General features: G+C 58.9%; 23 protein-coding genes. 15 read left to right on the top strand and 8 right to left on the bottom strand.

Going from position 1 to position 26912, the window contains the following annotated elements; all coding sequences use genetic code 11:
* Positions 1-30 precede the first annotated feature (30 nt).
* From tatA to ACIPZC_RS08690, 4 genes are all read left to right on the top strand, one after another.
* Entirely contained in the window at positions 31-264 is a 234-nt protein-coding gene (gene tatA, locus ACIPZC_RS08705) for a twin-arginine translocase TatA/TatE family subunit (protein WP_267818397.1), read from the top strand.
* Positions 264-554: a Sec-independent protein translocase protein TatB gene (gene tatB, locus ACIPZC_RS08700; protein WP_241804308.1), complete on the top strand. Its 291-nt coding sequence runs from the start codon at positions 264-266 to the stop codon at positions 552-554. The genes tatA and tatB overlap by 1 nt, the downstream gene beginning before the upstream one ends.
* Positions 551-1300 carry a twin-arginine translocase subunit TatC gene (tatC, locus tag ACIPZC_RS08695; RefSeq protein WP_241804307.1) on the top strand — a complete coding sequence of 250 codons (750 nt, stop codon included), beginning with the start codon at positions 551-553 and terminating at the stop codon, positions 1298-1300. Before tatB ends, tatC begins: the two co-directional genes overlap by 4 nt.
* Positions 1301-1396: 96 nt before the next feature.
* On the top strand, positions 1397-3517 hold the full coding sequence (locus ACIPZC_RS08690; RefSeq protein ID WP_400626222.1) for an HET-C-related protein: 2121 nt from the start codon (positions 1397-1399) through the stop codon (positions 3515-3517).
* Positions 3518-3529: 12 nt separating this feature from the next.
* On the opposite strand, the gene ACIPZC_RS08685 is transcribed toward ACIPZC_RS08690, so the two are convergent.
* Together ACIPZC_RS08685 and purL are read right to left on the bottom strand one after the other, a co-directional pair.
* Positions 3530-3841, bottom strand: a complete 312-nt coding sequence (locus ACIPZC_RS08685) for an NGG1p interacting factor NIF3 (protein WP_241804305.1) — start codon at positions 3839-3841, stop codon at positions 3530-3532.
* 3 nt (positions 3842-3844) lie between these two features.
* Positions 3845-7744 carry a phosphoribosylformylglycinamidine synthase gene (purL, locus tag ACIPZC_RS08680; RefSeq protein WP_267818404.1) on the bottom strand — a complete coding sequence of 1300 codons (3900 nt, stop codon included), beginning with the start codon at positions 7742-7744 and terminating at the stop codon, positions 3845-3847.
* Positions 7745-8040: 296 nt separating this feature from the next.
* On the opposite strand from purL, the gene mltF reads away from it, so the two are divergent.
* Positions 8041-9498, top strand: coding sequence for a membrane-bound lytic murein transglycosylase MltF (gene mltF / locus ACIPZC_RS08675; RefSeq protein ID WP_400626219.1), 1458 nt, complete (start codon positions 8041-8043; stop codon positions 9496-9498).
* 106 nt (positions 9499-9604) lie between these two features.
* Here mltF and tadA read toward each other — a convergent pair whose 3' ends face one another.
* From tadA to ACIPZC_RS08650, 5 genes are all read right to left on the bottom strand, one after another.
* Entirely contained in the window at positions 9605-10084 is a 480-nt protein-coding gene (gene tadA, locus ACIPZC_RS08670) for a tRNA adenosine(34) deaminase TadA (RefSeq protein WP_241804302.1), read from the bottom strand.
* Positions 10084-11469, bottom strand: coding sequence for a multicopper oxidase family protein (locus tag ACIPZC_RS08665; RefSeq protein WP_400626217.1), 1386 nt, complete (start codon positions 11467-11469; stop codon positions 10084-10086). The genes tadA and ACIPZC_RS08665 overlap by 1 nt, the downstream gene beginning before the upstream one ends.
* A 169-nt stretch (positions 11470-11638) precedes the next feature.
* Positions 11639-13216 (bottom strand): glutamine-hydrolyzing GMP synthase, encoded by a 1578-nt coding sequence (guaA, locus tag ACIPZC_RS08660; protein WP_400626215.1) that lies wholly within the window; start codon positions 13214-13216, stop codon positions 11639-11641.
* Positions 13217-13335: 119 nt separating this feature from the next.
* Positions 13336-14805 (bottom strand): IMP dehydrogenase, encoded by a 1470-nt coding sequence (gene guaB, locus ACIPZC_RS08655; protein WP_267818412.1) that lies wholly within the window; start codon positions 14803-14805, stop codon positions 13336-13338.
* An 86-nt stretch (positions 14806-14891) separates the two neighbouring features.
* On the bottom strand, positions 14892-15449 hold the full coding sequence (locus ACIPZC_RS08650) for a sugar ABC transporter ATPase (RefSeq protein WP_241804298.1): 558 nt from the start codon (positions 15447-15449) through the stop codon (positions 14892-14894).
* Positions 15450-15641: 192 nt separating this feature from the next.
* On the opposite strand from ACIPZC_RS08650, the gene xseA reads away from it, so the two are divergent.
* From xseA to leuA, 3 genes are all read left to right on the top strand, one after another.
* The gene (gene xseA, locus ACIPZC_RS08645) at positions 15642-17021 is read left to right on the top strand and encodes an exodeoxyribonuclease VII large subunit (protein ID WP_400626213.1); all 1380 of its coding nucleotides are present in this window, start codon (positions 15642-15644) and stop codon (positions 17019-17021) included.
* Between the two features lie 3 nt (positions 17022-17024).
* Entirely contained in the window at positions 17025-17852 is an 828-nt protein-coding gene (locus ACIPZC_RS08640; protein ID WP_196996972.1) for a M23 family metallopeptidase, read from the top strand.
* 367 nt (positions 17853-18219) lie between these two features.
* Positions 18220-19893 (top strand): 2-isopropylmalate synthase, encoded by a 1674-nt coding sequence (gene leuA, locus ACIPZC_RS08635; protein ID WP_125924466.1) that lies wholly within the window; start codon positions 18220-18222, stop codon positions 19891-19893.
* A gap of 111 nt (positions 19894-20004) precedes the next feature.
* On the opposite strand, the gene ACIPZC_RS08630 is transcribed toward leuA, so the two are convergent.
* Positions 20005-21198: an MFS transporter gene (locus ACIPZC_RS08630; protein ID WP_400626210.1), complete on the bottom strand. Its 1194-nt coding sequence runs from the start codon at positions 21196-21198 to the stop codon at positions 20005-20007.
* Between the two features lie 210 nt (positions 21199-21408).
* On the opposite strand from ACIPZC_RS08630, the gene aepX reads away from it, so the two are divergent.
* From aepX to ACIPZC_RS08595, 7 genes are all read left to right on the top strand, one after another.
* Positions 21409-22293 carry a phosphoenolpyruvate mutase gene (gene aepX, locus ACIPZC_RS08625; RefSeq protein WP_161872947.1) on the top strand — a complete coding sequence of 295 codons (885 nt, stop codon included), beginning with the start codon at positions 21409-21411 and terminating at the stop codon, positions 22291-22293.
* Positions 22274-22834, top strand: a complete 561-nt coding sequence (locus ACIPZC_RS08620; protein ID WP_400626207.1) for an HD domain-containing protein — start codon at positions 22274-22276, stop codon at positions 22832-22834. Before aepX ends, ACIPZC_RS08620 begins: the two co-directional genes overlap by 20 nt.
* 3 nt (positions 22835-22837) lie before the next feature.
* Positions 22838-23587 carry a PHP-associated domain-containing protein gene (locus ACIPZC_RS08615; protein ID WP_400626205.1) on the top strand — a complete coding sequence of 250 codons (750 nt, stop codon included), beginning with the start codon at positions 22838-22840 and terminating at the stop codon, positions 23585-23587.
* Complete coding sequence (locus tag ACIPZC_RS08610) at positions 23584-24153, top strand: hypothetical protein (protein WP_400626203.1); 570 nt, start codon at positions 23584-23586, stop codon at positions 24151-24153. The genes ACIPZC_RS08615 and ACIPZC_RS08610 overlap by 4 nt, the downstream gene beginning before the upstream one ends.
* A 172-nt stretch (positions 24154-24325) precedes the next feature.
* Positions 24326-25210, top strand: coding sequence for an NAD(P)-dependent oxidoreductase (locus ACIPZC_RS08605; protein ID WP_400626201.1), 885 nt, complete (start codon positions 24326-24328; stop codon positions 25208-25210).
* The gene (locus ACIPZC_RS08600; RefSeq protein ID WP_400626199.1) at positions 25207-26358 is read left to right on the top strand and encodes a hypothetical protein; all 1152 of its coding nucleotides are present in this window, start codon (positions 25207-25209) and stop codon (positions 26356-26358) included. The genes ACIPZC_RS08605 and ACIPZC_RS08600 overlap by 4 nt, the downstream gene beginning before the upstream one ends.
* A complete protein-coding gene (locus ACIPZC_RS08595) occupies positions 26348-26908 on the top strand; it encodes a cupin domain-containing protein (RefSeq protein ID WP_400626197.1) in 561 nt (186 codons plus the stop codon). The genes ACIPZC_RS08600 and ACIPZC_RS08595 overlap by 11 nt, the downstream gene beginning before the upstream one ends.
* The last annotated feature ends 4 nt before the right edge of the window (positions 26909-26912 follow it).

Genomic DNA, 26912 nt, shown 5'->3' with positions numbered 1-26912 from the left:
TCTTTTCATGGCCTTACAGGAGTGGTCGTTATGGGTGGCATCGGAATCTGGCAACTGGTGATCGTACTGCTGATCGTGTTTCTGCTGTTTGGCACCAAGCGCCTCAAGGGCCTGGGCAGTGATGTTGGCGAAGCGATCCAGGGCTTTCGCAAGTCCATGGGCGGTGACAGCGATGCCAGCACCGCAGCCACACCACAGCAGGTACAACAGGAGCCACTGACCCGTTCGCCCGCCCCACAACCGCACGCGGATCGGCAGGCCTGATGTTCGAGGTAGGCTTCAGCGAGATGCTGCTGGTAGGCATCGTCGCGCTGCTGGTGCTTGGCCCGGAACGCTTGCCCGTCGCTGCGCGTACGCTGGGCCGTGGCCTGGGCCAGGCGCGCCGGGCAATGCGGGGGCTGCGCGCGCAGATGGAACGGGAAATCGACATGCCCGACCTCGACAGCGCGCCACTGCAGCGCCTCGAACAGCAACTGCGCCAGGGCATCAGCCTGAAGGCGGAACCGGCACCTGACGCTGCACCCGTTACCGTCATTCGGGAGACCACCTCATGAGCATCGCCCTGGACCCAGCGGCACACATGCCGCTCACCGGGCACCTGCGCGACCTGCGCAAGCGCCTGGTGCGCTGCCTGCTATTGGTCGCGGTAGTGTTCGCCGGCTTGTTCCCCTTCGCCCAACAGCTCTACACACTGATTTCCGAACCGCTGCGCCGCTTCCTCCCGGAAGGCGCCAGCATGATCGCCACCAGTGTCACCTCGCCCTTTCTCACACCGTTCAAGCTGACGGCGATGTGCGCGCTGTTCCTGGCCATGCCGCTGCTGCTGCACCAGGCCTGGGGCTTCCTTGCACCGGGCCTTTACCGCCGCGAACGGCGCATCGCCCTGCCCTTGCTGGTGTCGAGCATCGTGCTGTTCTACGCCGGCATGGCCTTCGCGTTCTACCTGGTATTCCCCATGATGTTCGGTTTCTTTGCCAGCGTGACGCCCGATGGCGTGGCGATGATGACGGACATCAGCCAGTACCTGGATTTCATCATGGCGCTGTTCCTGGCGTTCGGCCTGGCATTCGAAATCCCGGTGGCAACGTTCATCGTGGTGTGGGTGGGGCTGGCCGATGTAGCCACGTTGCGCCGTAGCAGGCCCTACGTGATCGTTGGGTGCTTTGGGGTGGGGATGATTCTTACACCGCCGGACGTGTTTTCGCAGACGATGCTGGCGGTGCCCATGTGGATACTGTTCGAACTGGGCCTGGTGGCCTGCGCGCTGGTCCACAGCAAGGCGGGTGGGCCGACAACCTGAGAGGGGCATCAGCTGATTCGGTAGCGCTGCCTCGTTAACTTCGTAATGCCTCGTCTACATGCTGCTTGTTCATCCGATCCCATCACGAGGAACACCATGAACGAGCCCCTTGAAACTTCAGACGTCATTGACGACACCACATTCAGCAGCAGCCTTGCCCTGGAGCAGCTGGGCAATCTCGCCAAAACCCTCGATGCCCAGCTGTTCACCCACCTCTTCAGGTCGGTGTTCGGCAGCGGCTTTGCGCCTGCGGTATTTGTCGAGTTGCAACGGCATCTGGCTGACGACACGCTGGCCAACCCCGCATTCAGGGTCGAGACGGGCCTGCCGACATGGACCGCCTATGACCCGGACGCGGAACAGATCCAGGTACAGCGCGAAGTCATAGATCAGGCACTTGAAAACCCGGAGATCACCGCCACGTTGCTGTTGGCGCTGATGCAGATTTTTGCCCTGCATGTTCACAAGCTGCTTCGTCGATATGAGGGCGCAGCAGGCACCGAACCGGCAACCGAGCCCCCACCAGAAAACCTCGGGGTCGCCTTTGCCCAGACGCTGCTCTTCTACAATGAGCCGATCGAAGCGGGTAGGACGTTCGCGATCTTCACCCACTCAGGCACTGAAACACCGTTGGTTGTGGCGTTCCCGACCCAGGAGCCACCCCACACCGACGAATTCGGTGCCGGCCGGGGCGACAAGAAAGCCAGCCATAGATCCTTCGGCCATGAATCGATTGAGGACGCACTGGAGGTCGCCGGCTTCGACAGCGCCCAGCGCAAGGCCATCTACTTCGGCAACTGGTTGCGGGACTACTCGCAACTGATTGACCCAAAACTGGTTCATCCGGTGCAAGGTGCAGGCGTCGATACCGCTGAAATCATTCAGAGCATCGCCAAAGGCCAACTGCCGAGAGTCTCGCGCAAGAAGCTGACAGCCATTGTCGACCTGTTTGCCCTGAAGGAATTCCATAGCCTGCAGCAGACACCCGAAGACCGCGCACACTACCGGGTAACCCCACAGATGCTTGGGGTCTACCGGGCCCACGAACACATCGACAACCCGACCACACTGGACCGCAATGCCTTCGACCCGCGCAGCATCGACAAAGACTTCACTGCCCTTGTGTTCCCTGAACACAAGCAGAATGCGGTGCTGCCCAAGCGTTCGATGAAACGTTACATCCGCCGATCGATCGCCTACATGGTCAAACAGCTGGAGGCGGCCAAGAAGGAGGGCATGACTACCGAGGGCATGCGCCACTTTGGCGAGGCCTTGCACGTGCTCGAGGACTACTTTGCCCATTCGAACTTTGTCGAGCTCAGCTTGAAAAAACTGGGGCACGACAAGGTGCTGGTCTGGACCACGGGGATCGAGGCCAGAGAAAACAGCAGGCATGCCTGGCCTGTGGTCACCGGCATGTTCGGCGCTCTGGACATCGTCGGTAGCGTCGCCGACCCGCTGGCCAACTTGCTCTATGGTGATGCGTCATCCCCCACGCCCGAGCCTGGCGAGCGCAGCGATTTCGACCAGGTCATGCTGATATTGCTCGAGGATGAGGATCCTCTGCTGCGCAATGCGTATGAGCTCTACCTGAAGGCCCGCGACAACGTACGTAAAAACGAGATCTACCGCTGGATCAACCAGGTGACAAAAGTCGCTCAGTTGCCCAACGAGGCGATTGGCTACGCCACCAACCTGATCAAGAAGCCCCTGCTCAAATGGGCAGGCGATCACATCGCAACCCTGCAAACGCTGCTGGACACTGACCCCAACAGCGATGCCAGCGCCCTGGCAACCCATTCACAACTGGCCAAGGACCACGACACGCATCCCTTCCACACCCTGGCGGTACAGTTGGCAACAGAAGCCGTGAAGGTCGTAGGCCAAGCGATGTTCGATCACTGGCAGGAAAACAGCGCAGCGTCTGGCGACCCCCGTGTATTGGCTGAGGGCATGATTGTTCACCCCTACGACACCGACCGATTCGATCAGATCGTCAAGGACTGGGCGCTCGCCAATCCACAACGGATCGAGCAGGGGGCGTCCGTCGAAACGCTCAGGCAGTTGCAGACAGACGAATTGGCAGAAGCAATGAAGGGTATAGGGGAGGCGCTGGAGACTGTCGTCAAGCACGTCGAGGAAATAGAACAGATAACCGATACGAGCTTCTGGAGCATCGTCAACAGCCCGGACGCGGGCCCTTCGCCCTTTGGCTGAAAACCACCGGTTTCAGAAATCCAGCAGGCGCCAGACCTCAAAGGCCGGCGTCTCGTACGGATGGCTCAGCCGCAGCGCAGCGACGACCTGAGCGATCAGGTCATCAGCCACCACCAGCTCCACCTTCCACTCCTCGACCACCTCGACCTGGCCGGTTTGCCCGAGGAACGGCTGGCTGCCGTCCAACGGGCGAAACTGGCCCTGGCCGAGGGTTTGCCAGGCGCAGTGGTCGTAGTCGCCGATACGCCCGCCACCGGCGGCGAATACGGCGGCCTTGACCACGTCGACGTGGCTGGCCGGGACGAAGAAGGCGAGCTTGTACACGCCTTAGTTCACCCAGACGCGCGCGTTACGGAACATACGCATCAGCGCGGCATCTTCCTGCCACTCATCCGGGCGCCAGGAGTTCTGCACGGCGCGGAACACACGCTCCGGGTGCGGCATCATGATGGTCACGCGGCCGTCGCGGCTGGTCAGGCCGGTGATACCACGTGGCGAGCCGTTCGGGTTCGCCGGGTAGGCCTCGGTGACCTTGCCGTGGTTGTCGACGTAGCGCAGGGCCACACAACCGGACAGGTCGGCTTCCAGCAGTGCCTCTTCGCTGGCGAATTCGGCATGGCCTTCGCCGTGGGCGATGGCGATCGGCATGCGCGAACCCGCCATGCCCTGCAGGAAGATCGAGTTGGACTTCTGCACCTCGACCATGGCCACACGGGCTTCGAACTGCTCCGAACGGTTGCGCACGAAGTGCGGCCAGTACTCGGTGCCAGGGATCAGCTCGTGAAGGTTGGACATCATCTGGCAACCATTGCACACGCCCAGGGCGAAGCTGTCGGTACGCTCGAAGAAGGCCTGGAAGGCATCACGGGCACGGGCGTTGAACAAGGCCGACTTGGCCCAGCCTTCACCGGCCCCCAGCACGTCACCGTAGGAGAAGCCACCGCAGGCAACCAGGCCCTTGAAGGCTTCGAAGTCGACGCGGCCAGCGAGAATATCGCTCATGTGCACGTCGATGGCGGCGAAGCCGGCGCGGTCGAAGGCGGCAGCCATCTCGACCTGGCCGTTGACGCCCTGCTCACGCAGGATCGCCACTTGCGGGCGCACGCCTTTTTTGATGTACGGCGCAGCGATGTCCTCGTTGACGTCGTAGCCCACCTTGACCGACAGGCCAGGGTTGTCTTCTTCGAGCAGGGCGTCGAACTCCTGGTCGGCGCAGTCGGCGTTGTCGCGCAGGCGCTGGACCTGGTAGCTGGTCTCAGCCCACTGGCGCTGCAGCATGCGGCGGTCGTCGTCGAACAGCACTTGGCCGTTCAGGCTGATGGACACCTCGGCGTTGTTGACCGGTTTGCCAATCACCGCCACGCAACCTTCGCCCAGGCCAGCGGCACTGAACTGCGCCAGCACGTCCGGGGTGGCATCCTGGCGAACCTGGATGACAGCGCCCAGCTCTTCGTTGAAGAGGATGGCCGGTACGTCCTTGCTGTTGTCGGTCAGCGGGTCCAGTTGCAGGTCGAGGCCGCAGTGGCCGGCGAAGGCCATTTCCAGCACGGTGGTCAGCAGGCCGCCGTCGGACCGGTCGTGGTAGGCCAGCAGGTGGCCGTCGGCGTTCAGGCCCTGGATCACGGCGAAGAACGCCTTGAGGTCTTCGGCGTCGTCGACGTCCGGCGCCTGGGCGGCGATCTTGCCGTAGGTCTGGGCCAGGATCGAAGCACCCATGCGGTTCTTGCCGCGGCCCAGGTCGATCAGGATCAGGTCAGTCTCGCCCTTGTCCATGCGCAGTTGCGGGGTCAGGGTCTTGCGGATGTCACTGACCGGGGCGAAGCCGGTGATGATCAGCGACATTGGCGAAGTGACGCTCTTCTCGACGCCCTCTTCACTCCACTTGGTCTTCATCGACATGGAGTCCTTGCCGACCGGAATGGTCAGGCCCAACTCCGGGCACAGCTCCATGCCGACAGCCTTGACGGTGTCGTACAGACGGGCGTCTTCGCCTGGGTGGCCGGCAGCGGACATCCAGTTGGCTGACAGTTTGATGTCGGACAGCTTTTCAATCTGCGCGGCAGCCAGGTTGGTCAGGGTTTCACCGATCGCCATGCGCCCGGACGCAGGCGCGTCGAGCACTGCCAGCGGCGTGCGCTCACCCATGGCCATGGCTTCACCGGTGTACACGTCGAAGCTGGTGGCCGTGACGGCGCAGTCGGCCACCGGAACCTGCCACGGGCCGACCATCTGGTCGCGGGCCACCAGGCCGGTGATGGTGCGGTCGCCGATGGTGATCAGGAAGCTCTTGCTGGCGACCGCCGGGTGGTTCAGAACACGCTGCACGGCGCTGTCCAGGTCCACCTTGCTCGGGTCGAAATCATCGCCCAGCTCGGCTTCGCGCGTGACCGAACGGTGCATGCGCGGCGGCTTGCCCAGCAGCACGTCAAGCGGCATGTCCACCGGCGTATTGCCGAAGTGGCTGTCGGTCACGGTCAGGTGCGGCTCTTCGGTGGCCTCGCCAACGACGGCGAACGGGCAGCGCTCGCGCTCACAGATGGCCTGGAAGCGTTCGAAGTCGACGGCGCTGACGGCCAGCACATAACGCTCTTGCGATTCGTTGCTCCAGATTTCGTGCGGGGCCATGCCCGGCTCGTCGTTGGGCACGTTGCGCAGTTCGAAGCGGCCACCGCGGCCACCGTCGTTCACCAGCTCAGGGAAGGCGTTGGAAATACCACCAGCGCCGACGTCATGGATGAAGGCGATCGGGTTGTTGTCGCCCAACTGCCAGCAACGGTCGATGACCTCCTGGCAACGACGCTCCATTTCCGGGTTTTCGCGCTGCACCGAGGCGAAGTCCAGGTCTGCGGAGCTGGCACCGGTGGCCACCGACGAAGCGGCGCCGCCGCCCAGGCCGATCAGCATGGCCGGGCCACCGAGCACGATCAGCTTGGCGCCGACGGTGATTTCGCCCTTCTGTACGTGGTCTTCACGGATGTTGCCCATACCGCCAGCCAGCATGATCGGCTTGTGGTAGCCGCGCACTTCTTCACCGTGCGGGGTGTTGATGGCCTGCTCGAAGGTACGGAAGTAGCCGGTCAGCGCCGGGCGACCGAATTCGTTGTTGAACGCTGCGCCACCCAGCGGGCCTTCGATCATGATGTCGAGGGCGTCAACGATACGTTCAGGTTTACCGTAGGCCTGCTCCCATGGCTGTTCGAAGCCCGGGATACGCAGGTTAGACACGGTGAAGCCGGTCAGGCCGGCTTTGGGCTTGGCGCCACGGCCGGTAGCACCTTCGTCACGGATTTCGCCGCCCGAGCCGGTGGAGGCACCGGAGAACGGCGCGATGGCGGTCGGGTGGTTGTGCGTCTCGACCTTCATCAGGATGTGCACCGGCTCCTGCACCGCGCCGTACTGGCGGGTTTCAGGGTTCGGGAAGAAGCGGCCGGCAACGTTGCCGACGATCACCGAGGCGTTGTCCTTGTACGCAGACAGCACGCCTTCGCTGTGCATCTGGTAGGTGTTCTTGATCATGCCGAACAGGCTCTTTTCCTGAGCCTGGCCGTCGATGTCCCAACTGGCGTTGAAGATCTTGTGCCGGCAGTGTTCGGAGTTGGCCTGGGCGAACATCATCAGCTCGATGTCGTTCGGGTTGCGCTTGAGGCCCTGGAAGGCGTTGACCAGGTAGTCGATCTCGTCTTCGGCCAGGGCCAGGCCCAGCTCGATGTTGGCCTTGGCCAGCGCGTCGCGGCCACCGGCCAGGATATCGACCGACGTCATCGGCTTGGGCTGGGCGTGGCTGAACAGGTCGCTCGCCTGCTCCAGCTGGGCCAGCACGCGCTGGGTCATGCGGTCATGCAGCTCGGCGGCGACCACGGCGGCGTCGGCATCGCTCAGCTCACCGGCAACGTAGTAGGCGATGCCGCGCTCCAGGCGCTGGATCGACTGCAGGCCGCAGTTGTGGGCGATGTCGCTGGCCTTGCTGGCCCAAGGCGAGATGGTGCCCAGGCGCGGCACGACCAGGAACAGGCGGCCAGTCGGCTCCTGCACCGGCACGCTCGGGCCGTACTTGAGCAGACGGCCCAGCACCTGCTGCTGGTCGGCGGTCAGCTCGCCGTCGACATCGGCGAAGTGGGCAAATTCGGCATACAAACCAGTAACAGCGGGGACTTTCTGGCTCAGTTGCTCGAGTAATTTACCGTGGCGAAAGGCAGAAAGGGCAGGAGCGCCGCGCAGGATCAACATCGTCGGGACAGCCTCAGGAAGGGGTGTGCTTAGAGGCCGTGCATTCTAGCCTAATTCCGCGGCTTGCGGCACCCGCCAGAGGGCAATGCTGCCGGGCGGCGGAACCGGACTTCGGGGTCAAAAAAAGCGACAGTCCGCACGCTGCACCCTGCAGGAAAAAACAGGTGCCGCGCAGGTCGCTTTTTTCCTGCCGCTTGCGCCGTGCTTCCGGGAGCCAGCATCACAGAACGCGCTACCAGACAACCTGGCAGTTGTCGAGATATGGCGCCCCCCGTCCTTTGCGTATACTGCAAGCTATGTTCGCCCATACTGCTTTGCGCCAGCGTTGCGCCAAATGGCTTTTCGCAACCGGTCTCTTTCTGTTGCTCGGTGCCTGCGTTGAAAAACCCAGCACCCTCGAGCGCGTGAAGGAGGACGGCGTGCTGCGCGTGATCACCCGCAACAGCCCGGCCACTTACTTCCAGGACCGCAACGGCGAAACCGGCTTCGAGTACGAGCTGGTCAAGCGTTTCGCCGACGATCTTGGCGTGAAGCTGGAGATCGAGACCGCCGACAACCTCGACGAATTGTTCGACGACCTGGGCAAACCGTCAGGCCCTGTGCTGGCAGCGGCCGGCCTGGTCAGCAGCGAACGGCGCAAGACCCAGGCAAGGTTCTCCCATCCCTACCTGGAAGTGACCCCTCAAGTCATCTATCGCAACGGCCGCTCGCGCCCCACCGACCCCCAGGGCCTGGTCGGCAAGAAGATCATGGTGCTCAAAGGCAGCAGCCATGCCGACCAGCTGGCCGAATTGAAAAGGCGGTATCCGGGCCTGGAATACGAAGAGTCCGACGCGGTCGAGGTGGTCGACCTGTTGCGCATGGTCGATGAAGGGCAGATCGACCTGACCCTGGTCGACTCCAATGAACTGGCGATGAACCAGGTGTACTTCCCCAACGTGCGGGTAGCCTTCGACCTTGGCGAAACCCGCAACCAACGCTGGGCAGTGGCCCCAGGCGAAGACAACAGCCTGCTGAACGAAGTCAACGAGTTCCTCGACAAATCCCAGAAAAATGGCACGCTGCAGCGCTTGAAAGACCGTTATTACGGCCACGTCGACGTGCTCGGTTACGTGGGCGCCTACACATTTGCGCAGCATTTGCAGCAGCGCCTGCCCAAGTACGAAAAATACTTCAAGAGCTACGCCAAGGTCGAACAGGTGGACTGGCGCCTCCTGGCCGCGATCGGTTATCAGGAATCGCTGTGGCAACCGGAAGTCACGTCCAAGACCGGCGTACGCGGCCTGATGATGCTGACCCAGCGCACGGCCCAGGCGATGGGCGTGTCCAACCGCCTGGACCCCAGGCAGAGCATCAAAGGTGGCGCCAAATACTTCATGCTGGTCAAGCAGCAGCTCGATGACAGCATCAAGGAGCCAGACCGCACCTGGTTCGCCCTGGCGGCGTACAACGTCGGCAGCGGCCACCTTGAAGACGCGCGCACGCTGGCCAAGCGGGAAAAGCTCAACCCGAACAAGTGGCTGGACGTGAAGAAGATGCTGCCGCGCCTGGCGCAGAAACAGTGGTACCGCCAGACCAAGTACGGTTACGCCCGGGGTGGCGAGCCGGTACATTTCGTGGCCAACATCCGCCGTTACTACGACATCCTCACCTGGGTGACCCAGCCGCAGTTGGAAGGCCAGGTGGCCGAGGGCAGCCTGCATGTGCCTGGCGTGAACAAGGACAAGCCGGCAGAGCAGTCGCCGCCGATGTGACGCTCAAGGCCCTATCGCCGGCAAGCCGGTGCTCATAGGGTCAGCGCCAGTCTTGTCGTAGCGCCGCACCTGTAGACCGGTTTGCCGGCGATGCGGCCAGAACAGGCTAGGCCTTGGCCCGCCGGGCCTTGAAGAAGTCGCTGAGGATCTGCCCGCATTCTTCAGCCAGCACCCCGCCCTCGAACATCACCCGATGGTTCAGAAAGCCCTGGCTGAAGAACTGCCCCTGGCTCTGCACGATGCCCGCCTTGGGCTCCAGCGCACCGTAGACCACCCGCGCCACCCGCGAATGCACGATCAACCCCGCGCACATGCTGCAAGGCTCCAGGGTCACGTACAAGGTGCTGCCCGGCAGCCGGTAATTGCTGGCGGATTTCGCCGCCGCGCGGATGGCGACCATTTCGGCATGGGCACTGGGGTCGCTGTCGATGATAGGCCGGTTGAAGCCCTGCCCGATGACCTGGCCGTGCTGCACCAGCACCGCCCCGACCGGCACCTCGCCCAGCGCTGCACCTTGTGCAGCCAGGTCCAGGGCCAGGCGCATGAACGCCTGATCATGGCTGCGATCGATGATCTGTGGGCGCATCAGACCACCGCAATCGCGGCCATCAGGCCGGTTTCCATGTGGTCGATGACGTGGCAGTGGAACATCCAGGTACCTGGATTATCGGCCACCAGCGCCACTTGGGCCCGCTCGTTCTTGCCCAGCAGGTAGGTATCGGTGAACCACGGCTCGACGATCTTGTGCCTGTTGGAGGCAATCACCTTGAAGCTCATGCCATGCAGGTGAATCGGATGCTGGTACTGGGTCATGTTCTTCAACTCGAAGATGTAGCTCTTGCCTTTTTGCAGCGTGGCGATCGGCCGGTCGGCGCAGGTCTTGTCGGTGATGTCCCAGGCCTGACCATTGATCTGCCACAGGCTAGGCGGCCTGCCATTGTCGGTGTTGACCGAAACCTTGCCCACCCATTCGAAATTGAAGTTCAGCTTTTCGGCATTCTCCAGGTCCGGCTCGGCCACCGGGTTCGGTGGCAAGGCAGGCGGCCAGTCGCTGGGCGCATCATTGCTGGGCACCGAGCGCAACGTGCCCAAGCGGACGAAGCCATCGCGCAGGGAAATTTCTTCACCTGCCTGGGGGATGCGGATCGCCAGACAGATACGCATGCCTGGCCCCAGCCAGTACTCGTCATCGAGCACACGCGGGGTGACCGGATTGCCATCGAGGGCATAGATTCTGGCCTCGTGATCACCGCCCTTGAGGTTCAGGCGATAGGTCCAGGTGTTGTCCAGGTTGAGCAGACGCAGGCGCACAACCTGCCCGGCCGGTAATTCGGTTACCGCATCAGCCTGGCCATTGATGGTGATCAGCCGGCCAGCGGTGCCGTTGCGCGCCGCTTCGCGGGGGATGCTGAACGGCAGCCAGGCACCCTGCTCGTCCACGTGCCAGTTCTTCAGGCTCAGCGTGCGCTCATGCAAAAAACCGGTGGGCTCGCGCTCCTCGACGATCAATGGGCCGACCAGGCCGCGCCCGAGCTCTTCAGAGCTGCTGACGTGCGGGTGATACCAGTAACTGCCGGCGTCAGGCACGCGGAACTTGTAGTCGAAGTACTCGCCGGGCTTGACCGGCAACTGCGACACATACGGCACACCGTCCATCTCCAGCGGCAGGCGGATGCCATGCCAGTGAATGGTGGTTTCCACCGGCAGGTGGTTGATGAAGCGCACCCGCAACCAGGTGCCCTGGCGGACCCGCAGCTCGGTACCGGGTGCCGACGGGCCGAAGGCCCAGGCCTCGGTCTTGAAGCCAGGCACGAGCTCGACCTCCAGAGGCGCCGCGATCAGTTCGTAGTCGTGCCCGGCATTCTCATCCTCGACCTTGCCCAGCCAGTACCGCGCTGCGCCTCCGGCGCCCAGGCCTACTACAACCAGGCCAGTGAGGCCCTTGAGCATTTGTCGACGGGTGAAGGACATCGGTGCGGGTACCTCGTTTGAGCGCAATCAAGCTGCCAGCACGGCTGGCGATGAAGGGCGAATACGATACACCTGCAAATGCGAAAGATTAAGTGAAGTCTCGTCGCAGGGGGCTCATCGCCCTTCCCAGATACAACAAGGGCGCCTTGCGGCGCCCTCGTGGCTCAACTCATTCCCACTCGATAGTGGCCGGCGGTTTGCTCGACACGTCGTAGGTGACGCGCGAGATACCGTCGATTTCGTTGATGATACGGCCGCTGACGGTCTCCAGCAGGTCGTAAGGCAGGTGCGCCCAGCGCGCGGTCATGAAGTCCACGGTCTCGACAGCACGCAGGGCCACGACCCAGGCGTAGCGACGGCCGTCGCCCACGACACCCACCGACTTCACCGGCTGGAACACCACGAACGCCTGGCTGGTCTTGTGGTACCAGTCGGCCTTGCGCAGCTCTTCGATGAAGATGTGGTCGGCGCGACGCAGAATGTCGGCGTACTCCTTCTTCACTTCACCGAGGATCCGTACACCCAGGCCTGGGCCCGGGAACGGGTGGCGGTAGACCATGTCGTACGGCAGGCCGAGTTCCAGGCCGATCTTGCGCACTTCGTCCTTGAACAGTTCACGCAGCGGTTCGACCAGCTTGAGGTTCATTTCCTCCGGCAGGCCACCCACGTTGTGGTGCGACTTGATCACGTGAGCCTTGCCGCTCTTGGCGCCGGCCGACTCGATCACGTCCGGGTAGATGGTGCCCTGGGCGAGGAACTGGATGTTTTCCAGTTTGCTGGCTTCGGCGTCGAACACGTCGATGAAGGTACGGCCGATGATCTTGCGCTTCTTCTCCGGGTCGGCTTCGCCTTCCAGGTTGTCGAGGAACTGCTTCTCGGCATCGGCACGGATCACTTTTACGCCCATGTTCTCTTTGAACATGGCCATCACCTGATCGCCTTCGTGCAGGCGCAGCAGGCCGTTGTCGACAAAGACGCAGGTCAGCTGGTCGCCGATGGCGCGGTGCAGCAGCGCAGCGACCACCGAGGAATCGACACCGCCAGACAGGCCCAGCAGAACGTTGGCCGAGCCGACTTGCTGACGCACCTGGGCGATGGCGTCTTCGACGATGTTCGAAGGGGTCCACAGGGCTTCACAGCCACAGATGTCCTGCACGAAGCGGGACAGGATGCGACCGCCCTGCTTGGTGTGGGTCACTTCCGGGTGGAACTGCACACCGTAGTAGCCGCGCGCGTCGTCGAACATGCCGGCGATCGGGCAGCTCGGGGTGCTGGCCAGGATGTTGAAGTGGCCCGGCATCTGGGTGACCTTGTCGCCGTGGCTCATCCACACGTCCAGGCCCAGTACGCCGTCGCCATCGACGTGGTCTTCGATGCCGTCGAGCAGGCGGCTCTTGCCGACCACGTCAACACGGGCATAACCGAACTCGCGCAGGTCCGAACCTTCGACCTTGCCGCCCAGTTGCTCGGCCATGGTCTGCATGCCGTAGCAGATACCCAGCAGCGGTACGTTCAGGTCGAACACGGCCTGCGGAGCACGCGGGCTGTTGGCTTCGTGGACCGACTCGGGGCCGCCGGCGAGGATGATGCCGCGCGGGTTGAATTCGCGGATCGCTTCATCGTCCATGTCGAACGGATGCAGTTCGCAGTAGACACCGATCTCACGCACGCGGCGGGCGATCAGCTGGGTGTACTGAGAACCGAAATCGAGGATCAGGATGCGGTGAGCGTGAATGTCGAGGGCCATGACTCAATCTCTGGTGCAGCTGCAAGCGTCTAGCTGCAAGCTGCAAGTTGATCGGGGAAAACGCGGTAGCTGCTGCAACGCAACTACCGCTTGGAGCTTGCTACTTACCACTGGAGGCTTCAGCCGACCCGGTAATTAGGGGCTTCTTTGGTGATCTGCACGTCATGCACGTGGGACTCGGCCATGCCGGCACCGGTGATGCGCACGAATTCCGGCTTGGTGCGCATCTCTTCGATGGTTGCGCTGCCGGTGTAGCCCATGGACGAACGCAGGCCGCCCATCAGCTGGTGGATGATCGCGGCCAGGGCGCCCTTGTACGGTACGCGGCCTTCGATACCTTCCGGCACCAGCTTCTCGGCACCGGCCGAGGAGTCCTGGAAGTAACGGTCGGAGGAGCCTTGCGCCTGCGCCATGGCACCCAGCGAGCCCATGCCGCGGTAGGCCTTGTAGGAACGGCCCTGGAACAGCTCGACTTCACCCGGAGCCTCTTCAGTACCGGCGAACATCGACCCCATCATCACGCAGGAAGCACCGGCGACGATGGCCTTGGACAGGTCACCCGAGAAACGGATGCCGCCGTCGGCGATCAGAGGTACGCCCGTACCTTCCAGTGCGGCGGCAACGTTGGCGATGGCACTGATTTGCGGGACGCCGACACCGGCGACGATACGGGTGGTGCAGATCGAGCCTGGGCCGATACCGACCTTCACGGCGTCGGCGCCGGCTTCTGCCAGGGCCTTGGCCGCAGCGCCAGTGGCGATGTTGCCGCCGATCACTTGAACTTGCGGGTAGGTTTCCTTGACCCAGCGAACACGGTCGATCACGCCTTTGGAGTGGCCGTGGGCGGTATCGACGACAACCACGTCAACGCCAGCGGCAACCAGGGCGGCAACGCGCTCGCCGGTGTCCTTGCCGGTGCCGACCGCAGCGCCGACGCGCAGGCGACCCTGGTCGTCCTTGCTGGCCAGCGGGTAGGCCTTGGCCTTTTCGATGTCCTTGACGGTCATCATGCCCTTGAGGGTGAACTTGTCGTCGACGATCAGGACTTTTTCCAGGCGGTGCTTGTGCAGCAGCTCGCGGACTTCGTTCTTGTCGGCGCCTTCGCGCACGGTGACCAGGCGCTCTTTGGGCGTCATCACGTCGCGCACCTTGGCATCGAGGCGGGTTTCGAAGCGCACGTCACGGGAAGTGACGATACCGACCAGGTCGCCGTTCTCCAGCACCGGAACACCCGAGATGTTGTTCAGGCGGGTCAGGTCGAACAGGTCGCGCACAGTGGCGTCGGCGTCGATGGTGATCGGGTCCTTGACCACGCCAGCCTCGAACTTCTTGACCTTGCGGACTTCGCCGGCCTGCTGTTCGATGGTCATGTTCTTGTGGATGATGCCGATGCCGCCTTCCTGGGCCATGGCGATGGCCAGGCGCGCTTCGGTCACGGTATCCATGGCGGCGGAAACCAGAGGAATGTTCAGCTCGATGCCACGAGTCAAACGGGTCTTGAGACTGACTTCATTGGGCAGTACCTCGGAGTAGCCAGGTACAAGGAGGATATCGTCGAAAGTCAGGGCTTCTTGGCTGATACGCAGCATCGCGGGGGCTCCCGGGCGGGAAAAATGGAAGCGCGCCATTATACTCATCCACGGCGCGCCGCTCAATGCAAAATAAGGGCCTTCGGTCAGCGTTCTGGCAGTTTTACCTGCACCACCGCCACCGGCTGGTCCAGCCAGTCGGCGAAGCTGTCGAGAAAGGCCTGGGTAAACCCGGCCTCGCCCCAGTTGTTGAAGATGAACCCCAGGTTGGAAAAGGCACATGGCTGCAGGTAAATGAAGCCATTGATGTCGTCCTCGAAGCCGCACAACGGGCAGGTGAAGTTGTCACTCACCCCCGGCATCCACTCCTCCAGGCTTTCGAACAAAGGTTCGCCCACCTCGCGCCGGCACTCGGGGCAGCCGGCTTCTTCGAGGAAACCCTCGGTGGGCGTATAGATGCAGCGTTTGAGCATCACTTCAAGGCCGTTCACCGGCACGCCGATCGGGAGTTGTTCCGGGTGCAGGGCGATTTTGCGCGCACCTTCGGCCAGGGCATGGCCCATGCGATTGCCGGTGCGACCACAGGTGGTCAGTTGCTCCTCGACCACTTTTTCGCGCACCAGCCAGCGCAGGATGGCCCGGGCGCGGGCCTCGTGCACAGGTACGGTGGAAAGTTTAGGGACGATGATGCTCTGGGTGTTCATGGGCGAAACGGGCCTGGGGATTGCGGTGGTCGGGCAATTCTACCGTTCACGCGCCCAGGTAGCGACCTGGACAGCGCAAGGCCGCAGGCGCCATCGCTGCAACAGCCGAGGCCTCTGTGCGCAACCACCTTGTCCAAGGCAAAATTGCCCCCTGCACTTGGCGCCCTCCCCCCACCCCCTTATCATGCCCCCATGATCAAAGACCCCTTCGAACGACTCGGCCTGGACCGCGAGGTCCTCACCGTCAGCCAGCTCAACGGCCGTGCCCGTGTGCTGCTGGAAGACGTGTTCCGCAGTGTCTGGGTGGAAGGCGAGATATCCAACCTCGCCCGCCCGGCCTCCGGCCACATGTACTTCACCCTCAAGGACAGCGGCGCCCAGGTGCGCTGCGCGCTGTTCCGGCAGAGCGCCACGCGGGTCCGCCAGGCCCTGCGTGATGGCCTGGCAGTACGTGTGCGTGGCAAGGTCTCGCTGTTCGAAGGCCGTGGCGACTACCAGTTGATTCTCGACACGGTCGAACCGGCCGGTGACGGCGCCCTGCGCCTGGCCTTCGAGGCACTGAAGGAAAAGCTCGGGGCCGAGGGCCTGTTCAGTGCCGAACGCAAGAAGGCGCTGCCAGCCCACCCGCAACGCATCGGCATCATCAGCTCGCCCACCGGTGCGGTCATCCGCGACATCATCAGCGTCTTCGGCCGCCGCGCTCCGCAAGTCGAACTGAACCTGATCCCCACAGCGGTGCAGGGCCGCGAAGCCATCGCGCAGATCGTGCGCGCCATTCGCCTGGCCGACAGCCGCGGTTTCGATGCCCTGATCCTGGCCCGTGGCGGCGGGTCGCTGGAAGACCTGTGGTGCTTCAACGAAGAGGCCGTGGCGCGTGCGATCGCGGCCTGCGTCACACCGATCGTCAGCGCCGTGGGCCATGAGACCGACGTGTCGATCAGCGACTTCGTTGCCGATGTGCGCGCCCCTACGCCCTCTGCCGCTGCCGAGCTGCTTGCCCCCGATAACAGCGGGCTGCAGCAGCGCCTTGAAGGGCTGCAGCGGCGCCTGCTGCTGCGCATGCAGAACCGCCTGGCCCACGACCGCCTGCGCCTGGAATCGCTGACCCGGCGCCTGCGCCACCCCGGCGAGCGCTTGCGCCAGCAGGCCCAGCGCCTGGACGACCTGGACATGCGCCTGCGCCGCGCGTTCCTGCAGGGCCTCAACCAGCGCCGCGAACGCCTGGCGCGCCTGGACACACGCCTGGCCGCGCAACATCCGGGGCGCACGCTGAAACTGATCAGCCAACGCCTGGACAGCCTCGCCGAGCGCCTGCCGCGGGCCATGCGCGAGGTGCTCAAGGACCGTCGCCAGCGCTTTCAGGCGCAACTGCAGACGCTGCAAGTGGTCAGCCCGTTGGCGACCCTGGCACGCGGCTACAGCATCCTGCTCGATGAGCATGGCCAAGCCATCCGCAGTGCCGAGCAAACCCGCAACGGCCAGCGCCTGACAGCCCGCCTGAATGAAGGCGAATTGCAGGTGCGCGTCGAGGACAACCACCTGACTCCGGTCACCCTTTCCCTACTGGACTGACACATGCCCCGCCTGTTCGCCCCTCTGCTTGCCCTATCCCTGTTGTTGCTGGCTGGCGGCGCCCAGGCCAGCTACATCACCCGCACCCTGAACAAACCTGTCCCGGGTGGCGTTGCCGTGGTCGATCTGGGCCCGGCGGCCACAGCGCCGAGCGCACGCTTCGACGGCAAGCCGGTGCTGGTGGTCAAAGAGCAGGACAACTGGCTGGCCATCGTCGGCATTCCACTGACGCAAAAGCCCGGCACGGCCGTGCTGTCCCAAGGCGGGCGCACCCTGCCGTTCAGCGTTGGCACCAAGAAGTACCCCGAGCAGCACATCACCCTGAAGAACAAGCGCCAGGTCAACCCCAACCCCGCCGACCTCAAGCGCATCGACCGTGAACTGGCCGAGCAGATCAAGGCCTACCGCAGCTTCAGCCCCAACCTGCCGAGCAACCTGATCCTCGACAAGCCGGTCAGCGGCCCGCTGTCGAGCAAGTTCGGCGTTCGCCGCTTCTTCAACGGTGAAGAGCGCAACCCGCATGCGGGGCTGGATTTCGCGGTGCCAGCCGGCACGCCGATCAAGACACCGGCCAATGGCAAGGTGATTCTGGTGGGCGATTATTTCTTCAATGGCCGCACGGTGTTCGTCGACCATGGGCAGGGCTTCATCAGCATGTTCTGCCACATGTCGAAGATCGACGTGAATGTCGGCCAGCAGCTGCGCCGCGGGGATGTGGTGGGCAAGGTTGGGTCGACCGGGCGGGCAACCGGGCCGCACATGCACTGGAACGTTAGCCTGAATGATGCGCGGGTGGATCCGGCCATCTTCATTGGGGCGTTTCAGCCTTGATCCGTAGCGCCTTCATCGCCGGCAAGCCGGCGATGGGGCCCACCCTTTTGCACCCCTTGGCTTGATTTGCGCAATCAAAACATACCGCGCAACAGGTATAAAGCTTGAGACGAATAACGGCCATAAAATCTCGCCATAAAGATTTTTTTAAGCATTTATCTCAATTTTTCGGCAGCCCTTGCCATCCCTCACCCCACTGGTTAGGGTTGAAGGCATGAAAACCTCCAGCACCCTCATCCTGCTCCGACAACATCGCAGCCTCTGCCTGGTCAGCGCCCGACTACCAGGCTGATCGCGTCGCCTCGCCTCTTCATCTCGTTATCGCTCGGCAGGCCCGATCTCGGCCGCACACAAAAGGATTGCTTCCATGACCATGCTCAAAGACCCTTCTAAGAAGTACCGCGCCTTCCCGACCATCGACCTGCCAGACCGTACCTGGCCGTCGAAGACCATCACCGAAGCGCCGATCTGGTGCAGCTCGGACCTGCGTGATGGCAACCAGTCGCTGATCGAGCCGATGGACTCGGAGAAGAAGCTGCGGTTCTGGAAGACCTTGGTGCAGGTTGGCGTGAAGGAAATCGAAGCCTCGTTCCCGTCCGCCTCGCAGACCGATTTCGACTTCGTGCGCACCTTGATCGAAGAGGGTCACATCCCGGATGACACCACCATCCAGGTGCTCACCCAGGCCCGTGAAGACCTGATCGCGCGTACTTTCGAATCGCTGCGCGGGGCCAAGAAGGCCATCGTCCACCTGTACAACGCCACCAGCCCGTCGTTCCGCCGCATCGTCTTCAACCAGGACAAGCAAGGCGTGAAGGACATCGCGGTGAACGCGGCCAAGCTGTTCGTCAAGTACGCCGCCCAGCAGCCGGAAACCCAGTGGACATTCCAGTACTCGCCGGAAACCTTCAGCGCCACGGAGCTTGAGTTCGCCAAAGAAGTCTGCGACGCAGTCATCGAAGTGTGGAACCCGACGCCTGAGCACAAGGTCATCCTCAACCTGCCGGCCACCGTGGAAGTTGCCACGCCGAACATCTACGCCGACCAGATCGAGTGGTTCTGCCGCAACATCAGCCGCCGCGACAGCGTGATCATCAGCCTGCACTGCCACAACGACCGTGGCACCGGCATCGCCGCCACAGAACTGGGCCTGATGGCCGGTGCCGACCGTGCCGAAGGCTGCCTGTTCGGCAATGGCGAGCGTACCGGCAACGTCGACCTGGTGACCCTGGCGCTTAACCTCTACACCCAGGGCATCGACCCACAACTGGACTTCTCCGACATCGACGGCGTGCGCAAAGTGGTCGAAGAGTGCAACCAGCTGCCGGTTCACCCGCGTCATCCGTATGTCGGTGACCTGGTACACACTGCGTTCTCCGGCTCGCACCAGGACGCCATCCGCAAGGGCTTCGCCAAGCAGCAGGAAGGCGAGCTGTGGGAAGTGCCGTACCTGCCGATCGACCCGGCCGACATCGGCCGCAGCTACGAGGCCGTGATCCGCGTCAACAGCCAGTCGGGCAAAGGCGGCATCACCTACCTGCTCGAGCAGGAGTACGGCATCAGCCTGCCGCGCCGCATGCAGATCGAGTTCAGCCAGGTGGTTCAGGGTGAAACCGACCGCCTTGGCCTGGAAATGACCGCGCAGCAGATCTACAGCCTGCTGCACAAGGAATACCTCCAGGCCAACAGCCCGTACGCACTGGTCAGCCACCGCCTGCAGGAAGAAAACGGCCATAGCGCCGTGGAAGTGGAAGTCGCCGGTGAAGGCGAAACTACCCTGCACTGGCGCGGCAAGGGCAATGGCGCCCTCGAAGCCCTGGTAGCCGGCCTGCCGGTTGCGGTGGAGATCATGGACTACAACGAGCACGCCATCGGTGCCGGCACCAATGCCAAGGCCGCGGCCTACATCGAACTGCGCGTGGCCGGTGGCCGCCCGGTGCACGGCGTGGGTATCGATGAGAACATCACCACGGCCAGCTTCAAGGCACTGTTCAGCGCGCTGAACCGCTCGCTGAGCCAGCAAGAGGCCAAGGCTGCGTAACTTGCCCCCCCCAAAAAAGCCCGCATCTGTGATGCGGGCTTTTTTTTACCCTGGATTCACCAGTTGGACTGTCAGCCAGCTTAAACAACAGTTTAAGAAAAATCAGGCCCGTCAGTCAGTATGAGGACTACCCATTTTCACTTTCAACGAAGCGACTGCCATAGGTGTGAGCCCTAACCCTACGGGCACAATACCCGCAAGTATGGCTACAGCACTGCCAAAAGAACTGCTTATCAACCCTGCCAATGGGACAGAAAGCAGCATCGAAACTTTGAAGAGGGCACTGGTAATTCCGGTGACTCTGCCAAGCAAATCCGCGGGTACCAGCGCCTGTCTCAATGTCCAAGCTGTAATGATCACATAGGCCCCAAAGAAGCCCACGAAAAAGGCCGACACATAGTAAGACTCAACCGTTCCTAGTCCAAGTGGCGACACCCCTGATGCAGCCATTCCAGCACTGCATGTACACACAGCAATGCGGGTATTTAATGCACGCATCATCCTCGGTGCGACTAATCCGGAAAAAATGGAACCCAAAGCATATGAAACCAAAAGGAATGGTGTTTCGCTGATATTGAATACCCCACTGTCCGCAGCACTCAGGAGCACGAAAAAAAGATAAATAGCTGTGAAGGCATTATTGCCCACGACGATATAAACAACATGCACCAGCGGCTTGTTTTGCACAAGCGCCCTATAGCTGGAGATAAAGGAAGTGGGGACAACCGGGGCGATGCGAGGCGGGAGTTCGAAAGAGGAGTAGCGATACAGAAAACTTGAAAGCAAAAAACAAATGGAAGCACCATAAAATACTACCGCCGGATTTTGCAACATCAAAAAATATGAGACGGCGACGGGCGATAGGATGAGCGCACAGTGCTCGACGATAAGTAATCGTGCATTCATGCGCGGGAGTAAATCTTTATGGAGGATACGGGGTATCAGGCAAGCACGAAGATTGCTGAGTATATATATCCCGATGGAAATCACACTTAATAGAACAAACGTCTCTAACAACGTCCATCCCCCTCGCCGAATCGCATACAACGCCACATCACAGCATAGCCCCAGCGCGACCAAGAAACCTAAGGCTCGCGAGCGAACTCCATCCACAAGTCTCCCAGCCCAATAACCAAAGGCAACTGGACCTAAATAAACGGTCGCTCTTAGCAGCGCTGAGAAAACTTCATCCCCCGACCCACTTAGCCTGCTTAGCGGTACGTAGATAAAAATCACCTGCGCTGCACACGCCTCGACAAAGAAAGCAAGAAGCAGACATGTTATTGCCTTTGATTGATTGTTCATAATTAACTAGTTACAAATCAATCAACGAAGCGTAAATCGCGGCCAATCTACCGTCAACCAGCAGATTAGGTTGAATTGTCACCTGACAGTGACAATTTTATCTATGGAAGAGCAAATGTAAAAAAAACATACAGAGCATTGAATTTTTCACCAAGTGCGACTAAGACTGAATCAGCAACTCATCCACAACAACAAAAAACGGAGTTTGTGATGTCAAGAAAAAAAACTGTAGGAAGTTTCCGAAAACTATTATTCAACGGCAGGCTCGACCTGATTCTGGAGGCCCACAATGGGCTCTCCGCTAGAATAGTCGAGGAAACGGGCTATCCAGCTATTTGGGCGTCGGGACTCGCTATTTCCTCAGCGATGGGGCTTCGCGATTGCAATGAGGCATCATGGAGTCAGGTCATGGAGGTCGCTCAATGCATAGCTGACGCAGTAAATATCCCTGTTCTTTTCGACGGAGATTCAGGCTTCGGTAATTTCAATAATGTAAGGCACATAGTTAAGCGCCTGTCGCACTATGGGATAGCTGGAGTTTCTTTAGAAGACAAACAGTTTCCTAAAATGAACTCGTTCGTCAGCCATGAGCACGCACTTAGTAGCGTGGATGAATTTTGCGGAAAGATTAAAGCTGCGCAGGATTCGAAACGGGACGATGACTTTATTGTTATTGCTCGTACAGAAGCATTGGTAGCCGGAATGAGTGTCCAGGCGGCTTTGAAACGAGCGGAGCAGTACTACGAAGCAGGTGCCGATGGAATTTTTATACACTCCAAAGAGACAGACGGATTCGACATATTGGAATTCAGTAAGTGCTGGGCAGGACGCTGCCCTTTGATAGTCGCCCCAACAACCTATAAAAACGTGTCGACGGAGCTACTACAGGAAGTTGGGGTCTCGGTGTATATATGTGCAAACCAAATGATGCGGGCCTCATTGCTTGCAATGCGAAATGCAGCAGCACAAATTCAGGCAGACAATAGCATCTGCAACATCGACAATAACATCTGCTCGCTCTCCGAAGTATTTCAACTTTTGAACTACGACGAACTAAAGGATGCGGAGCTGATTTATGCTCGACAAGAAAGCTAGCATGCGGGCTGCCTGCCACATGCTCAAAACAATCATGCTTGAATGTAAAAAAGTAAAGCTTAGCAACGGCGAGACACTCTTGGAGCACTCGCTTTGGAGTGCTCACCAGGCATTGACTGAGGGCTGTGCGGAAGAACTGATTGTCGCAGCGTTGTTCCACGACATTGGCCATTTCCTATGCAACAGTGACCCGGAAATGACTCCATATGAAAAGGACTGCCAGCATGCTGATCTGGGTGCCCAATGGCTAAACCGATGGTTCCCTCAGTCAGTCTGCATCCCCATTCAACTCCATATCGATGCAAAGCGATACTTAATCACCGTTAATGAAAACTACAACAATCAACTGAGTTCGGGATCACTGTCAAGCTTACTTAACCAGGGGGGACGTATGACAAGCGAAGAAATCTTGGCATTTCAAAACCAGCCATACCACCATGACGCGCTATCCATCCGAAAATTTGATGACACGCCTTATGACAATGGATTCGTGAATGCGTATTCAAGGTATGAAAAAATCATCATGGCCGTAATGAGGTGATGAATGAAAAGGACAGTATTGGATGCTCATGTGCATCTGCTCATGTGGAAGCAGCAAGCAGAGCCGGATTGGAATTCAGTGAGCCAGACGCTGAAAGTAGCAAACTTTAATGAACTCGATGCAATCTGCATCACCGAACACATCGAAGCTGATGCTTACGAAAAACTGATGCTGGGTCTATTCTGCAGCAATCGCCTCGGTGGTAGCACGCAGGGAGATGGCTCAGTTATTTGTAACGGTGTCCTTGTGTTACCCGGTGCAGAGCTACATCTCGCGAACAATATGAACATTGGCGTGCATGCTGACCTGGAAACACTGCTGAGTCTTGATCGACGAGCGAGCGCGTATACCCTGGATACGCTTCATGGACTGCTAGAGAAGCGAGGCAGACCTTTTAAACTAGTAGCCCACCATATTTTTTGGCCAGGTAAGACATGCTCAGATCTTGAAGCTTTAAAACGCTGCATAAACGCGATCGAGGTCCCGGCCAAAGACCTCACTAACATACATAAATACCTGACATTAGCATCGACATTAAATCTCGACACTACAGGAGGGTCTGATTCTCACTCATTCATATCCATAGGCGCTTGTAAAACACTTATAAATGAAGATAACACGCACAGTCCACTCACCCTGAAAAAATGGCTGCACAGCCATCACACAACGCACGAACCGGATCGCGACTCATTGCGTTTAACTGCTTTGGCTAGGATCCATCGCCAAACCGACACAGAGAGAAGGGAACCATGAACAACAAAATAACTATTTGCAAAAACAACCTTGAGAGACTCCTTGCTTCGAGAAAGATGACCATGTCACACGTTGGTGATGTGGAGCTCGATGACAAATTCGCTTACTTCGAAAGTATTGAGCAATTGAGAGAGCTTGCTAGCTACTTGGCATTGCCACTGAGCGATCTTTTTTTAGGTTTTACTATTACCGACTTGGATGATGGCGTAAAAATAGCTAGGCGAGGAACTGGCTTCAAGCGTGAAGAAATCAGAAATGGTACTCATTGCTACACTTATGAGCATTTGGTTACAACCAATCAAGACCCTCGATTAATGGCTCTACGACTGGATGTACGCGCCAACGACTTCCAATACATGCCTTTGAATGACGGGCACTCATCGAAGGAAGTTGTATACGTAACTAAAGGGAGCGTACGGGTTCGGTGGCTGGACTCTGACAATGAGTTTAAAGAAGGGATATTGAACGAGGGCGACTCCATCTTCATTCTCCCCGATGTACCTCACGGGTTTGTCAGCAATGTACCTGGTGAGAAATCAGAAATCATCGCCATCAACTATGGCTAGCATTGAAAATAACAGACCAGGTGGCATAGGATAATTTTCACACTAGCCACCTTCTAGAAAACTAGTCACTGACGCAAGCTCCACCGGCAGGCATCAAGCATGCCGTGCTGCACTCCTTTATCTACTTGAAATTGCAGGTATGCATGCCTTGTGAATTATAGAGGATCAAACCATGACTATCACCGTCGGATTAATTGGCCTAGGTCAAATGGGTCATGCCATATGCCATCGACTTCTAGACACTGGTGTCGAGGTATTAATCCACAACCGCACGTACGAAAAAGCTGAAAAACTGATACACCGAGGCGCACTTTGGAAAAACAACTTGAGAGAGCTCGCAGCTAACGCAAACATTATTCTTGTATGTGTTAGCGGAGAACGTGCACTACGGGCAATCTATTACTCAGATACTGACGGACTGCTTTATTCGCTCCAGGAAGGAAAAATCGTAATTGACTTCAGCACCTTATCAGCGGGGTCTGCGGTCAACCTACATGAAGCGTTCGGAAATATCGGTGTGAGTTATATCGAATGCCCGATCTCTGGGGGAGTAATGGGCGCTCTCCAGGGAAAATTATGCTCTATTGTCTCAGGTAATGAACAAGCCTACTCATCGGCACATCCCATACTCATAAAAATCTGCAAAACAATCAACTACGTTAAACAACCTGGAAAGGCACAGCAACTTAAAATCCTCAACAATCTGGCAGAGTCTATCAATCTAGCAGGGGCCCTGGAAGTTATTCATCAAGGGCAAGCGTTGGGCTTGGATCTCGAATCAATGGCGAAGGTATTCACTTCCTGCCGCGGTCGTTCTGCCTACATGCATGTATCGCTGAACTATATTCTCTCAGGGTTGACAACTAGTCATGTGACGCTGGCCGTCCGCTGTAAAGATTTGGAATTGGCGCAATCTCAATTACCAGACCTTAAGGCTTATCCAGCAACAGCGATGGCGATCCAATGCTTCATCGACGCCAGACACGCCTTTGGCGACGACGTTGACCAATGCCAATACTTTTCACTACTCGCTCAACGACGGAGTGTTACATCATGAATCTACGTCAAGATATTATCGTCGAAGACACGACATTACGAGATGGCGAGCAAGCACCTGGCATTTCGTTTGGAAGAGCAACTAAACTAAAGATATTCGATGCCCTTATCGACGCGGGCATACGCTGGATTGAAGGCGGCATATATGCGATGGGCGGCACTGAGAGTCGAACATTAAGTGAGATGCTAGAGCGCACACAGGGAACTGATATTCGACTGGTAGGCTGGAATAGAGGGATACGTGCAGACGTAGAAGCATCACTCGACGCAGGCTACCGATACATACATATCGGGTTACCCACCTCAGAGGTCCACCTGAAGCACAGCATAAACAAATCAAAGGACTGGCTTGTCAGACAGGCATGCGAATTAATAGACTGTGCAAAGCAACGCGATGTATTTGTCTCCATCAGCGCTGAAGATGTTGCCCGCTCAGACTTGTCATTTGTCGTTGATTATGCCGGCCACATCTGCGAAGCGGGAGCCGATAGGTTACGGCTCTCTGACACGATTGGAGTGCTTACGCCTGAACAGTACCACTCCATCATCCGTACAGTGGTATCCGCAGTGGAGATTGATACCCAGTGCCATGCTCATAACGACTTCGGCCTCGGTGTAAGCAATACATTATCCGGTTTGCAGGCAGGCGCAAAATATTTTCATGCCACTGTAAACGGTATTGGTGAACGAGCGGGAATGCCTGACCTGGCGCAAATGGTAATGTCCCTAAAAATTCAATACGGGATTGACCTTGGTGTTAAGCCGGAAAAGCTTCAAACACTCTCTGAGATTGTCGCCAATGCAACTGGCTCTCAAATCAATCCTTGGCAGCCCATCGTGGGCAGCAATATTTTTTCTCACGAGTCAGGTATTCACACAAAAGGCACTCTCAACAACGGCAAGTCATTCGAGCCTTACGACCCAAGCGTGATGGGGCGCGAACGTCACATTATCGTCGGTAAACATTCTGGACGCGCCTCAATAAAATACGCATTGGACCAATTGCAAATCACATGCTCAGATGATGAAGTCCAGCAATTGCTGCAATTGGTAAGAGAGGTATCCATGATTAAATCACGTGCCATAAGCCTTACCGATGTGGCCATGCTTTGTTCCACTATAAAGAAAGGAAGGCAACATGGAGTTTAACATCACAGCAAGACTCGATGACCTTCAGAAATTAATACAAAAACGAAAAATGACTTTAGATAATATTCGAGGCCTCTATGATAGAACCATCGACGGCATTACAATTAACTCTACGCAGCTTAAAAAAATTGCCCACTATCTTAACGTCACAGCAGCCTATGTGATTGACGAATTAGGCGGCGAGTACGATAAATCTCAAAGCTGCGTTTTCGGCGGACTCATCCGATTCGATCGCCTACGGCACGTGCAGGGTGAGCCTGCCTATTTTTACCGCCACTTACTCAAGACAACTTCAGATAAAAATCTGCTGGTACTCAGGACTACACCTCTATTCCCATCGGCCGAGAAGGCAATACTAAACGCCGGACATAAGGCTAGAGAATTCGTATACATTCTCTCTGGGACAGTAGGGGTTAAATGGGGAAGTCATCCACATCTTCACAACGAGGTACTAAATGAGGGAGATTCCATTTTCATTGAAGGATGGACTCCTCATTGTTTCTATAAACTTGAACCGGATTCACAAATTCTCGCGATTGACTACCTTTAACTAC

The organism is Pseudomonas sp. NPDC089743 (assembly GCF_044748785.1).
Classification (GTDB): Bacteria; Pseudomonadota; Gammaproteobacteria; order Pseudomonadales; family Pseudomonadaceae; genus Aquipseudomonas; species Aquipseudomonas putida_X.
This window is presented reverse-complemented; position numbering and strand designations above follow the sequence as displayed.

Excerpts from the sequence above, each read along its gene's own strand:
- tatA (WP_267818397.1), top strand. The coding sequence starts at position 31 with ATGGGTGGCATCGGAATCTGGCAACTGGTGATCGTACTGCTGATCGTG.
- tatB (WP_241804308.1), top strand. The coding sequence starts at position 264 with ATGTTCGAGGTAGGCTTCAGCGAGATGCTGCTGGTAGGCATCGTCGCG.
- tatC (WP_241804307.1), top strand. The coding sequence starts at position 551 with ATGAGCATCGCCCTGGACCCAGCGGCACACATGCCGCTCACCGGGCAC.
- ACIPZC_RS08690 (WP_400626222.1), top strand. The coding sequence starts at position 1,397 with ATGAACGAGCCCCTTGAAACTTCAGACGTCATTGACGACACCACATTC.
- purL (WP_267818404.1), bottom strand. The coding sequence starts at position 7,744 with ATGTTGATCCTGCGCGGCGCTCCTGCCCTTTCTGCCTTTCGCCACGGT.
- mltF (WP_400626219.1), top strand. The coding sequence starts at position 8,041 with ATGTTCGCCCATACTGCTTTGCGCCAGCGTTGCGCCAAATGGCTTTTC.
- tadA (WP_241804302.1), bottom strand. The coding sequence starts at position 10,084 with ATGCGCCCACAGATCATCGATCGCAGCCATGATCAGGCGTTCATGCGC.
- ACIPZC_RS08665 (WP_400626217.1), bottom strand. The coding sequence starts at position 11,469 with ATGTCCTTCACCCGTCGACAAATGCTCAAGGGCCTCACTGGCCTGGTT.
- guaA (WP_400626215.1), bottom strand. The coding sequence starts at position 13,216 with ATGGCCCTCGACATTCACGCTCACCGCATCCTGATCCTCGATTTCGGT.
- guaB (WP_267818412.1), bottom strand. The coding sequence starts at position 14,805 with ATGCTGCGTATCAGCCAAGAAGCCCTGACTTTCGACGATATCCTCCTT.
- ACIPZC_RS08650 (WP_241804298.1), bottom strand. The coding sequence starts at position 15,449 with ATGAACACCCAGAGCATCATCGTCCCTAAACTTTCCACCGTACCTGTG.
- xseA (WP_400626213.1), top strand. The coding sequence starts at position 15,642 with ATGATCAAAGACCCCTTCGAACGACTCGGCCTGGACCGCGAGGTCCTC.
- ACIPZC_RS08640 (WP_196996972.1), top strand. The coding sequence starts at position 17,025 with ATGCCCCGCCTGTTCGCCCCTCTGCTTGCCCTATCCCTGTTGTTGCTG.
- leuA (WP_125924466.1), top strand. The coding sequence starts at position 18,220 with ATGACCATGCTCAAAGACCCTTCTAAGAAGTACCGCGCCTTCCCGACC.
- ACIPZC_RS08630 (WP_400626210.1), bottom strand. The coding sequence starts at position 21,198 with ATGAACAATCAATCAAAGGCAATAACATGTCTGCTTCTTGCTTTCTTT.
- aepX (WP_161872947.1), top strand. The coding sequence starts at position 21,409 with ATGTCAAGAAAAAAAACTGTAGGAAGTTTCCGAAAACTATTATTCAAC.
- ACIPZC_RS08620 (WP_400626207.1), top strand. The coding sequence starts at position 22,274 with ATGCTCGACAAGAAAGCTAGCATGCGGGCTGCCTGCCACATGCTCAAA.
- ACIPZC_RS08615 (WP_400626205.1), top strand. The coding sequence starts at position 22,838 with ATGAAAAGGACAGTATTGGATGCTCATGTGCATCTGCTCATGTGGAAG.
- ACIPZC_RS08610 (WP_400626203.1), top strand. The coding sequence starts at position 23,584 with ATGAACAACAAAATAACTATTTGCAAAAACAACCTTGAGAGACTCCTT.
- ACIPZC_RS08605 (WP_400626201.1), top strand. The coding sequence starts at position 24,326 with ATGACTATCACCGTCGGATTAATTGGCCTAGGTCAAATGGGTCATGCC.
- ACIPZC_RS08600 (WP_400626199.1), top strand. The coding sequence starts at position 25,207 with ATGAATCTACGTCAAGATATTATCGTCGAAGACACGACATTACGAGAT.
- ACIPZC_RS08595 (WP_400626197.1), top strand. The coding sequence starts at position 26,348 with ATGGAGTTTAACATCACAGCAAGACTCGATGACCTTCAGAAATTAATA.